Origin of the sequence: Blastomonas sp. CCH1-A6, from assembly GCF_001556365.1 — a bacterium.
Classification (GTDB): domain Bacteria; phylum Pseudomonadota; class Alphaproteobacteria; order Sphingomonadales; family Sphingomonadaceae; genus Blastomonas; species Blastomonas ursincola.
Genome location: NZ_LSIS01000437.1, coordinates 1 through 10,350, shown reverse-complemented (window position 1 = coordinate 10,350; position 10,350 = coordinate 1). Strand labels below are relative to the sequence as shown.

Below are 10,350 nucleotides of genomic sequence, written 5' to 3'. Positions count from 1 at the left end.
CCAAGGAGGCTCTTGCAATGAACATCGTCAACCTCGTCGGCCGTCTCGCCAAGGATCCCGTTGCCCGCGACCGCAGCGACACCCGCATCACCGAACTGATCCTCGTGACTGAACGTCCGGTGATCCGCGACGGCAAGGTCCAGAAGGATCCGGAAACCGGCTACCCGGTCAAGGATGCCGAATTCCACAAGATCACCGTCTTCAACGGCCTCGGTCTCCCGCTGCGCCAGCACAAGGCCAAGGGTGACCAGCTCGCCGTGACGGGCCGCATCCACTACTCGCGCTGGCAGGACGCCGAAGGCAACGACCGCTATGGCTGCGAGATCATCGCCGAGAACGTCGAGTTTATCTGACCGGCAGGGCGGCGCGCAGGCGTCGCCCGAGCCCTTTCAGGGGGGCGACAGCTGGACACCGGTGGCGTCCAGCTTCGTCCCGCGGTGACCGCAGTTGCAGCGCAAGTGCCGCGCGACGATTTCCAGCTTCATCGGGATGGATTTGGCAAAGCATTGATCTCGTAGTTTGGCTGCCGGAACGATCACAACGCGGTAGCAGCCGAGACATTCTACCTGCGCGTTGAGGCCATGGCGAACCAGATCGGCCACGGTATCCAGACGTTTGCTGCTCATGGTCGGTTAGAACAATATAAGAACATTGGGAGTCGAGGAAGACAGGGGGCGGGCAGGAAAAATACGAGCAGGTGCTTGCCGTCCCCCTGGCCTTCGGCCGGGATCGCGCTCTACTCCGCCAACCGCCCTTGGCGCCGGGACTTCGTCCGGCAGCCAACGACGGTCCGGCTCCACCGAGTCCCTTTCAGGGTCTCGGCCCAGACGGGTGACGATCGCTGACGGGTTGGGTCGCGGCGCGCTTGTCGGCGGCAAATGCCGCCGTCTCGGCACGCGCGGACCCAACCCTGTCTGGCGGCGGCGCTCTCAGGCTTTTCGTCCTACGTCCGATCGCGTGATTTTCAAGGCAGTGTCGATTCTTCCGGTTAGCTTCCGCAGAGGAGCGCATTGCGGATAGGCGCCTTCGAGGAGCCCCTTCAGCTCGATCAGGAGGCTTTCCACACCGCTTGGCGAATTGGCACGGTTGAACAGCGGATCGTCTGAAGACATGTCGCCATAATAGAGGCTGACGGGGTCATCCAGGGCGTTCAGTAGTCGAAGCGGCACGTCGGCGTAGAGCCAATCTACGAGCACGCTCATGAGCTTGTCGACGCGCCAGTTCACCGCTCCCGGCTTGCTGTTCGATTGCAGGATCACCCCCAGCAAACGCCCTGCTAGCTGATGCTGAGCCAGCGTCATGCTGCCATTCGGCTTGCGATCGTATCCGATCATATCGCGGTGGTAGGGGAGCGTTTGCCGAGATGGGCGCGCAACGATGGTGCCCTTAGCCTTTGCTCGGCGCTTGTCCTGCGGCGTTGCCGCTTGCGGCGAGACAAAGATGTCGTGATTGGGCATCGATGACCCGGCCCAATGTTCTGCTGTTACTGGAGCAGGCAGTGCGTTGATACTCCTCACAAGGGCATCAAAATCGAAGTCCTCAGTACGCTTGGAAGCGACGAAGAGGGTACAGCGATACGGAAAGTACAGACCATGCCAGTCTGCGGCGCCGAGCTCCCAACCGTTCCGCTTTGCCCAAGCAGCCCGTTCATCGCTCACCATCGGCCCCGAATAGGGCTCATCGATGAGTATGAACTGTCCGCTGGCCGGCAGCTTCAAATAGCTCGAATGGTCGTTGCCGGGCAGTTCCTCATCGAGATCAGCCATGGCGCGGCTAGCTTCGACGTAGTCGCAAGGACGTAGACCGGTCATTTCCATGAACCGCAGAGCTCGCGCTGCCTTGCACAAGCTGTCGCGAACATACTCTCGTGTTGGCCCGACCATGTCTTTCACGAGATGGTCGGATGCAGCCACGCGCATGGATGCGAGACCGCCGACAAGCTTGAGCTCGGCTTTCGAAACCAGTTCCAAGAGCGGCCGCGATAGGGTGACGGGCAGAGATTCACGACCCCGCTCGAACGTCTCCTGGTCTTCCCAGTAACCGGTCAGGAATACTTGGAACGACTTGTCGCACATCGTAGTGCGCGCGTGCTCGTAGTTCTCAAAACCTGCACTTTGCGCGGCTGAGTTGAGGGCCTGTCGGTAGGGAATACCATCTCGCTTTTTGCGCTGGTTCGCGAGGCGTTTGATATTGGCCAGACTGGACGGCCGCACGTTAGCAATCGACATGATTGTTCTCCGCGGCTTGAAATGTAGCGTCGCCCGTCAACCACCAGCACTCAAGCCCGAACAACATGCTGCAAGGGATCGTGAGATATCGCGGCAGTGCTGATCGACAGCTTGGCTTGGAGACGGGCGTCATGCTCCTGCCGGGAGCGCTTTATCTTTTATACGATCAGGCGAATCGTGACAACAGTCGCTGGGCCGACTTCAAGTTGAAAAGTCCGGCGAAACTGCATCCCTCTCGGGATCATCTCATACGAAGCGCGCAGCCGGTTAGCGCAATCAAGCAGCGCTGGCTGCTCAGGCCGATCGGCTTTGCCACCGCATCCGCGCACAATGGAATGGCGGTGTTCCCGCTGTAACCCCTGCGCAGGGCCGAAGGGGCGGCCCGGCGTGGCGCCGAGGCGCCTGACCGGTCCTGCCTTCGTCTCTTGCTCGGGGGCGGGAACGTCTCTTCCACACACAGGAACACCTGCCGAAACATATCGGTCTCCGGCGCTCGTCAAGGATCGCGGTTCCCCCAATTTTCTGCACACGTGCCTGCTGCGCTGCGCTTGCGGCAAGTGCGCAGAAAATCGGCACCCCCACGCCCGCCGTGGCGGCGGCGAGCATGGCTCGCCGTCCCTGACTGCACGCCTCCCAACCGATGGCTTGTCGGCCGTTCCCGATGTGGGGACGATTTCAACAATCGGAGGCTACCCATGCAGAAATTCAACAGCTTCGCTGATCTCGCCAATGCGCGCATCGAACTCGCCGACAGCCGTGACGGTATCGTCGAATCCTACGACGGTGCCTTTGTCGAGCACAGCGATCTTGCCAAGCTGAGCATCATCGATGAACCGATCGCAGCTGAAATGCCGGATCCCGACATGGCGCGCCGCGCCGTGGAGATGGCTATCGGAACGATCTTCGATGTCCTCAAGGACACGCGCATGGAGGAGTTCGCGCAGCAACTTGCCTGGGGCATGGTCAACTCGTTTCACATGACCGCCCGTCTGGCCGAGGGGCGCGAAGACGATGCCGCCAAGAAGCTGGGTGAGGTCGCTCGTCACTTTGATCCTTCGGAGATCTACGCCGTGGAACTCGAGGAGACACAAGCGCTCTGCCAGACCCTGCAAGGATGCCGAGAAGCCCTCGAGGCAATGCGGGACCATGCTGCCGACGTCTACCGGGTCGAAACAGGCCGGGTATTCACAGCCACGCGCGGGTCGCAGGTCAGCAAGAATGGTGTGACCGCCTCGCAGGTCCAGGCACAGGATTACCTTGCCGCTCGGGCGAGAGATCGGCGGGCACAGTTCCAGCCCGATGGTCCGCTAGTGATCGTCTCTGGCGGCCAGCAGGACTGGCATGACTTCGAGATGATCTGGGAGATCCTCGATGACATCAAGGCCCGCATCCCAACGATGGTTCTGGGGACGACCGGAATGCGCAAGGGTGTCGATGCCATGGCGAATGCCTGGGCACAGCGGAACGGGGTGCAAACCATCCTCTTCATGCCCGATCGTCGCCACGGCAACCGTGCCCCGTTCTTGCGCAATGAGAACATCGTGAAGCTGGGGCCGGTCGAGGCGATTATCGGCGAGGGTTCCGGCATCCAGTCCAACTTGGCACAGCGCCTCCGCCAGGCGGGAGTGCCGCTCCACATCCGGCGCATCAGTGATCAGCGCAAGCCAGGCTCACGCAGCCTCGCATGAGCGCTTTATGGAAGGCTCCGGCTCTGACCGGGGCCTTCCAATCTTCTTTCGTGCGAGCACGGGCTCAGGGGGCATCGAACCCCCCTTGCCCGTCACGGAGGAAGCCCGCTGGTGCCAGATGCTAAGCGCCGATTGGAACATGCAAAGGGCGGGCCGAGATCGGTGAGAATGGCCCCGCTCAGTATCCGGTCCTCACCCCTAAAAGAGGAGGGGGAAAGCAAGATGGCGAGCAGCAGCAGGAGGTAAAGATGCTCGTCACATTCAGGGTGAAGGACAAGACCACTCGGCTCCATTCCGAACCTGCGGAAATCTCCGCGCTCGAGCTCGCAAGCTTGATGCGGCGGCTGCACGCGGGCCATGCCGACATCGAAACCGAGAGTCACGAATTCTCGGCTACACCGCTCAACTTCGAAGTCAACGCGAACTCTCTTTCCCTCGCAAGCTTTCCCTTGGCGCCTCGAGCAGAGCCACGCGATGTTCATCGGCACCACTGGAGCAGGCAAGACAACCGAGCTCAAGAAGATCGTCACACAGGCGCGCGCGCGGGGCCATCGGTGCGTCATCTTCGACCTCACCGGGACCTTCGTCGAGAGCTTCTACGAAGAGACCACCGACTTCATTCTCAATCCGATGGATCAGCGTTGCCAACCCTGGTCGATCTTCAACGATTGCGACAACTATGCCGAGTTCATGAGTGCCGCCAGCGCGCTGGTCCCGAGCGGCCGCAATGCGGACGATGATTTCTGGCAGAAGTCGGCCCGCACAATCTTTGTCGAAATGTGCATGAAGATGATCAAGCTCGGCATCCGCTCGAACGGCGGGCTTGCCTACTTCCTGATGCACGCCGACCTCAAAACAATCAGCCGCTATCTCGAAGGAACTATCGCAGCTCCGTTGATGTCGCCGTCAGCTGCAAAAATGGCCGAAGCGATCCGGGCAACCTTCAATGCGAACGCCAACGTATTCCGCTTCTTGCCTGAGCCGGCCAACGGTCAGCCCGGCTTCTCGATCAACAAGTGGATGACCGAGGATGTGAAGGAAGGATCGATCCTTTTCATCACGTCGACCCACCCAGACCTTGTGCTTAATCGGCCGCTGCTGACCTTGTGGATGGACATTGCCGTCAACGCTCTGTTTCGCATGGGCCGGACCCGCAATCTGCGCACCTGGTTTCTCATTGACGAAGTCCATGCGCTCCATCGTCTGCCCGCCATCGAGAACGGCCTTCAGACCGCCCGAGGGGTCGGCGGTGCCTTCATTCTGGGAATGCATTCCTTCGGTGCCTTGCAGGACACTTATGCGCGGCCAGGGATCAGTCCCAACAAGCGCCAGGGCCAATTCGGCAGATCGTAGTCGATGAAGACCGTCAGCCGCGAACCGAGTCCTTGGGGGGCAATGTCGAAACCCATCCGATAGGCACCGATGACCAGCAATCGCGGCACGCCTTCGGTTTCCCAGGCCTTGCGGCGAGGCGGATCGCGTTCGGTGACGATCTCGCTCAGCTCGAGCGAAAGGCCCAGCACCTTGCCGTGCATGCCGATCCTCGAGCCCAGCATACGTCCGCGATCGTGATCGAACGTGAACTTCATCGAACTCCCGGCCATCATTGCAGAAGACTGCATCATGTGGGACGCCAGCTTTGCTTGATCGTCCAGGTGCTCGAACAGCGTTGCGGGATCGACGGCAATATCGACCACTACAGCCGCTCTGTGCTGGTAGAATCTCTGTGGTGATTTGCCGTGCGGCATCGAATCCTGCCGTTCTTCGCCCTTCACCGTAGAGCGTTCACTTGACTGCATGGCGCCGGCAAGCCGTTCAACAGCAGCCGCCGGACTTCATCGGCATGGCGGAAGGCGATGGGGACGGCGAAGGGTGAGGTGCCGCGGCGGGCGCGCGCTGGGTTCGCGCGGAGCGCTGCCGATGCCGGACAGGGTGCTTCGGCTTCGCCTTGGGTTTCACCTGCTGCTTTGGAGCAGGCATGTCGCTCATGCCGGGAGGCATCTGGTCGGCCAGGGCGGGGCCGATACCTGCGGTCAGAAGTCCCAAAGCAGCGACGATCATCGATGTTCTTTTCATGCAGTGTTTCCTTGCTCATGGCTGCCACGGTTCGGTCAGCCTCGCGGGGATTCTGCGGCGGGCGGGTTAGAGGCGCTATACGTAGATCGCGAATGGACAGCGCGGGCGATCACGCCGACGAAAGAGCATCGCATCGACAGCGCCAGGCCGCGGAGCGCTGGCCAGGCCTACGATACGGGTTCAAGGCCGAGGCTTATCAGAGCCTGCCAGACCTCATCGGACGTATTTGCATAGGCGAACAGTTCGCGATCGGCGCGATCGATCATGCCGTTCTCGCAGAAAACATCGAGATTGATGGCTGCCTGCCAATAGCTTTGGTCGAACAGCACGATCGGCACCTTGGGAGCCTTTCCGGTCTGGCGGAGGGTCAGGATTTCGAACATCTCGTCCAAAGTCCCGAAGCCGCCCGGGAATACGACCAGAGCGCTGGCGCGCATCGCGAGGTGCATTTTGCGGATCGCAAAATAATGGAACCGGAATGTCAGCTCGGGCGTGGTGTAGGGATTGGGTGCCTGCTCGCGCGGGAGCGTGATATTGAAACCGATCGTCGGTGCACAGGCATCGTGCGCGCCGCGATTGGCCGCCTCCATGATCCCCGGCCCGCCCCCAGTGGCGATGACATTGACCCGTTTGCCATCGTTGCGCGAGAGCGCGCCGCCGCGTTCGGATGCCAGTCGGCCGAACTTGCGCGCCTCGTCATACCAGAAGCCGCCATTGCCAGTTTGCCCTGCCCGGACCCGTGCACTGCCGAAGACGACAATCGTCGACAAGACGCCCCAAGCGCGCAGAGCCTCTTCGACTTTTTCGTATTCGAGCAGAAAGCGGACCCCGCGCATCGAATCGCCGAGAATGAAGTCCTGATCCAGCGCGGCCAAACGGTACGAGGGCATGTCCGCAGCGCGCACGCTTGGAAAGCAATGCTCGCAGGGATGCGGTGTGAGGGCGCTGCAGTACGGCTCGTCATTCGAGGTCATCGGCGCGCTCCAATATCCTCGGGGCGGGTTCCGCGTGATCCTTGGAGCTGCGGCTGCATGGCCTCGCGATGACCGCCGAACTCCTCGCGCATGGCCGAAAGCATCTTGTCGCCGAACGTATGCTCGTGGCGCGACCTGAACCGCGCATTCAATGCGGCAGCCAGGACATTGGCCGGAACACCTTGCTTGATCGCGGTCGATACGGCCCAACGCCCCTCGCCGGAGTCGTCGACCTGTCCTTCGAGATGCAGCAGCTGGCCATCCTTGGCCAAAGCGCCCGCGATCAGGTCGAGCAGCCAGGAGGATACGACACTGCCCCGCCGCCAAACCTCGGCGATATCCGCGAGGTTGAATTCGTATCGAGCGCCTGTCCGATCGGCCAGGACCGAGGCGTTTCGCAGGATGTCGAAGCCTTCGGCGAACGCCTGCATCATCCCATATTCGATGGCGTTGTGAACCATCTTCGCGAAGTGTCCGGCGCCGTGGGGTCCGGCATGGACATATCCATGGTCCGGCCTCTGGTCTGCGCCCTGGCGTCCGATCGTCTGTGCCGCTGCGCCGATCCCGGGCGCCAGCGCCTTGAAGATCGGATCGATATGGGAGACCGCTTCGGGCGTTCCGCCGATCATCAGCGAGTAGCCGCGCTCGCGGCCCCAGATGCCGCCGCTCGTGCCCACATCGACGTAACCGATCCCGCTTTCAGCGAGCAGGGCCGCCCGGCGAAGATCATCTTCATAGAAGGTGTTTCCGCCATCGACGATGATGTCGCCGGGAGACAGGAGGTCCGACAGGGTGTGAATGGCCGTTTCGGTTGCGGAGCCGGCTGGCAGCATTATCCAGAGGACGCGCGGCGCGGACAGGGCTGCTACCAGCCCGGACAGATCACGTGCTGCTTGAGCTCCAGCTGCCGCGATTTCATCCACCCGCGCCAGGTCGAGATCGAAGGCAATGCAGCTGTGCCCTGCGGCCAGCAGCCTGCGGGCGATATTGCTGCCCATGCGGCCGAGCCCGACAATTCCGATTTGCATGCCGACCGTCCCCCTCTCCATCGTTTTTCGCTTCGAAGCGCGCCAGGCGAATATAGACCCGGCATGCGTTCGAGCGCCCTGACCTGGTGCAACTGCGGCGACGCGGCAAATAGCGCCATAGGTAGATGTCACATTGCCCCAGGTCGCCGCGCGACCATTCGCTGCGAGCAATACGTATGGCCTTCGTCCCGCACGCCAGAGAAAATCGGTCCTAGAACCACGATTTCGGGAGGCAACGTCCATGCACAAGCACAAGAAGCACCGCGCGAAGGACAAGTCCCGCGGACATTTCCTCCCCGGCATCGAACCGCAGGCGAGACTTGACGTAGAGCCTCGTCCGTCCGGACATGGACTTGCGATCGGTTTCTTTGGCGCCAGCGGAACCGTGACGGGATCGCGCTACCTTCTCGAAGACGATTCGACGCGAATACTGGTGGATTGCGGACTGTTCCAGGGTGGCCGGGAGCTCAGGGGACTCAATTGGGCGCCGCCTCCGCCCGAGGTCGATGACGTCGAAACCATTCTCCTCACGCACGCGCACCTCGATCATTCCGGAGCGATCCCGCGCCTGGTTCGCAATGGCTGGAAAGGGCGGGTCATCGCGACGCGCGCCACGGCCGAACTCTGCGAGCTGCTGCTTCCGGACAGCGGCCATCTCCAGGAGAAGGACGCCCAGTTCGCCAACCGGCGGGGCTATTCGCGGCATCGGCCCGCCTTGCCGCTCTACACCCAGAATGACGCTCTCAACGCACTGGAGCATTTCGAAGGTGTGGCTTTCGACGCAGCTGTAGAGGTCGCCCCCGGCATCTCCGCGCGCTTTCGCCGCGCCGGCCATATCCTTGGCGCAGCCTCGATCGAGATCGACTGGAAGGGCACGAGGATTCTCTTTTCAGGGGATTTGGGCCGCTACGACGATGCAGTCATGTTCGATCCCACACCGCCGCCGGAAGCGGACTATCTGATCGTCGAATCCACGTACGGTGACCGTGAGCATGATGCGCTCTCGCCCGAACTGGCTTTGGGCGACACTATCGAGCGCTGTATTGCGCGGGGCGGGACGGTCGTCATCCCGGCATTCGCGGTCGGACGGGCGCAGTCGCTGCTCTACTACCTGTCCCTGCTCAAGCAAGCGGGGCGGTTGCAGGGCGCGCCGGTCTATCTCGACAGCCCGATGGCGATCGACGCCAGCGAGATCATGTGTGCCCACTCGGGCGGCCACCGTTTGTCCCGCGAGCAATGCAAAACGGCCTGCGCAGTCGCGCACTACGTCCGCGAATCCGAGGAATCGAAGGCCCTGACGGCAGATCGGAATCCGAAGGTCATCATCTCGGCGAGCGGCATGGCCACGGGCGGGCGCGTGGTCCATCATCTCGCCCAGTTCGCGCCCGACCCCAAGAACCTCATTCTATTCGCAGGGTTTCAGGCCGCCGGAACCCGCGGGGCCGCGCTTGTTGCCGGGGCAACGACGATCCGGATCTTCGGCGAAGAGGTGCCGGTCCTTGCCGAGGTGACCAACCTCTCGATGCTGTCGGCGCATGCCGATTGCAATGAAATCATGCGCTGGCTTTCGGGCATGCCGAAGGCGCCGCGCAGGACCTTTGTGACCCACGGCGAAGCCAGCGCCTCAGCGATATTGGCGCAGCGGATCGTACGCGAACTCGGCTGGCACTGCGAAACTCCCCGGCTGGGCAGCTGGGGCGACATGGCGCTGGCCACGGACCACGCCTGACAATGTGACCAATACGTATGTCAAGCAGGGACGGGGGTCCTTATCCCAATGAATGAAGACAGGATCTTCCCCATTAGGCCTGGGGCCGGCCTCCAAATTTCGCGAAGGAGTCGATCATGTTGAAGAAGTCCCTCACCGCCGCGTTCGCTGGAATTGCCTTGCTCGGCGCGACCCCGGTCCTGTCGCAGGGCATCGGCCACACCTGGTTTATGCGCGGCACCATCGTCGAAGTCGGTTCAACCGGAACAGTCGTTTGCATCGGCAAAGCCGACGGTGCCGAGGTCGGACAGGTTCTCGACGTCTATCGGATCGTCCCTCATACTGGCCCGCAAAAGGGCACGGGCCCGAGTTTTCACCGCAAGGAGGTCGGCGAAGTCAGGATCGATCACGTTTTCGACGACCATTTCGCCCACGTCACCGTCGTCAGCGGCAAGCCGGCTCGCAACGATATCGTCGAACTGCAGCGCAGTCACTAAGCGCGGCCAGCCGCGCGCGCGGCGGCGGTCTATGGGCACGTTGGCCTTTCCCACCGGAGGGCCAACGACCCCTACTCCCCGTGCGAGGCGCTGCACGGCCGGGACGCCCAACAACGGTTCCAAGCGGAAACCGCCTGCACACAAGATGCAG

11 protein-coding genes are annotated in these 10,350 nt (G+C 62.0%); 6 read left to right on the top strand and 5 right to left on the bottom strand.

Annotated features, from left to right (window positions below):
* Positions 1-17 precede the first annotated feature (17 nt).
* Positions 18-353, top strand: coding sequence for a single-stranded DNA-binding protein (locus tag AX735_RS19885; protein ID WP_022675505.1), 336 nt, complete (start codon positions 18-20; stop codon positions 351-353).
* A 36-nt stretch (positions 354-389) separates the two neighbouring features.
* Here the strand turns inward: AX735_RS19885 and AX735_RS19880 are convergent, their stop codons facing one another.
* Complete coding sequence (locus AX735_RS19880; protein ID WP_022675504.1) at positions 390-626, bottom strand: hypothetical protein; 237 nt, start codon at positions 624-626, stop codon at positions 390-392.
* Between the two features lie 303 nt (positions 627-929).
* Positions 930-2,228 (bottom strand): DUF5623 domain-containing protein, encoded by a 1,299-nt coding sequence (locus AX735_RS19875; RefSeq protein ID WP_066283925.1) that lies wholly within the window; start codon positions 2,226-2,228, stop codon positions 930-932.
* Between the two features lie 65 nt (positions 2,229-2,293).
* Here AX735_RS19875 and AX735_RS19870 point away from each other — a divergent pair, with 65 nt between their 5' ends.
* From AX735_RS19870 to AX735_RS19860, 3 genes are all read left to right on the top strand, one after another.
* A complete protein-coding gene (locus AX735_RS19870; RefSeq protein WP_156447555.1) occupies positions 2,294-2,584 on the top strand; it encodes a hypothetical protein in 291 nt (96 codons plus the stop codon).
* Between the two features lie 339 nt (positions 2,585-2,923).
* Entirely contained in the window at positions 2,924-3,916 is a 993-nt protein-coding gene (locus AX735_RS19865) for a DUF2493 domain-containing protein (RefSeq protein ID WP_039330724.1), read from the top strand.
* 474 nt (positions 3,917-4,390) lie between these two features.
* Positions 4,391-5,269, top strand: coding sequence for a type IV secretion system DNA-binding domain-containing protein (locus tag AX735_RS19860; protein WP_231750189.1), 879 nt, complete (start codon positions 4,391-4,393; stop codon positions 5,267-5,269).
* On the opposite strand, the gene AX735_RS19855 is transcribed toward AX735_RS19860, so the two are convergent.
* The 3 genes from AX735_RS19855 to gnd all read right to left on the bottom strand — a co-directional run bounded on the left by AX735_RS19855 (position 5,212) and on the right by gnd (position 8,237).
* Positions 5,212-5,691, bottom strand: a complete 480-nt coding sequence (locus AX735_RS19855; RefSeq protein WP_202189627.1) for an SRPBCC family protein — start codon at positions 5,689-5,691, stop codon at positions 5,212-5,214. The genes AX735_RS19860 and AX735_RS19855 overlap by 58 nt on opposite strands.
* A 468-nt stretch (positions 5,692-6,159) precedes the next feature.
* Positions 6,160-6,882 (bottom strand): LOG family protein, encoded by a 723-nt coding sequence (locus AX735_RS19850; RefSeq protein WP_066044087.1) that lies wholly within the window; start codon positions 6,880-6,882, stop codon positions 6,160-6,162.
* 80 nt (positions 6,883-6,962) lie between these two features.
* Complete coding sequence (gnd, locus tag AX735_RS19845; RefSeq protein ID WP_082730821.1) at positions 6,963-8,237, bottom strand: phosphogluconate dehydrogenase (NAD(+)-dependent, decarboxylating); 1,275 nt, start codon at positions 8,235-8,237, stop codon at positions 6,963-6,965.
* On the opposite strand from gnd, the gene AX735_RS19840 reads away from it, so the two are divergent.
* Together AX735_RS19840 and AX735_RS19835 are read left to right on the top strand one after the other, a co-directional pair.
* Positions 8,236-9,723, top strand: a complete 1,488-nt coding sequence (locus AX735_RS19840; protein ID WP_082730822.1) for an MBL fold metallo-hydrolase RNA specificity domain-containing protein — start codon at positions 8,236-8,238, stop codon at positions 9,721-9,723. The genes gnd and AX735_RS19840 overlap by 2 nt on opposite strands.
* A gap of 116 nt (positions 9,724-9,839) precedes the next feature.
* On the top strand, positions 9,840-10,199 hold the full coding sequence (locus tag AX735_RS19835; protein WP_039330738.1) for a hypothetical protein: 360 nt from the start codon (positions 9,840-9,842) through the stop codon (positions 10,197-10,199).
* Positions 10,200-10,350: the final 151 nt, after the last annotated feature.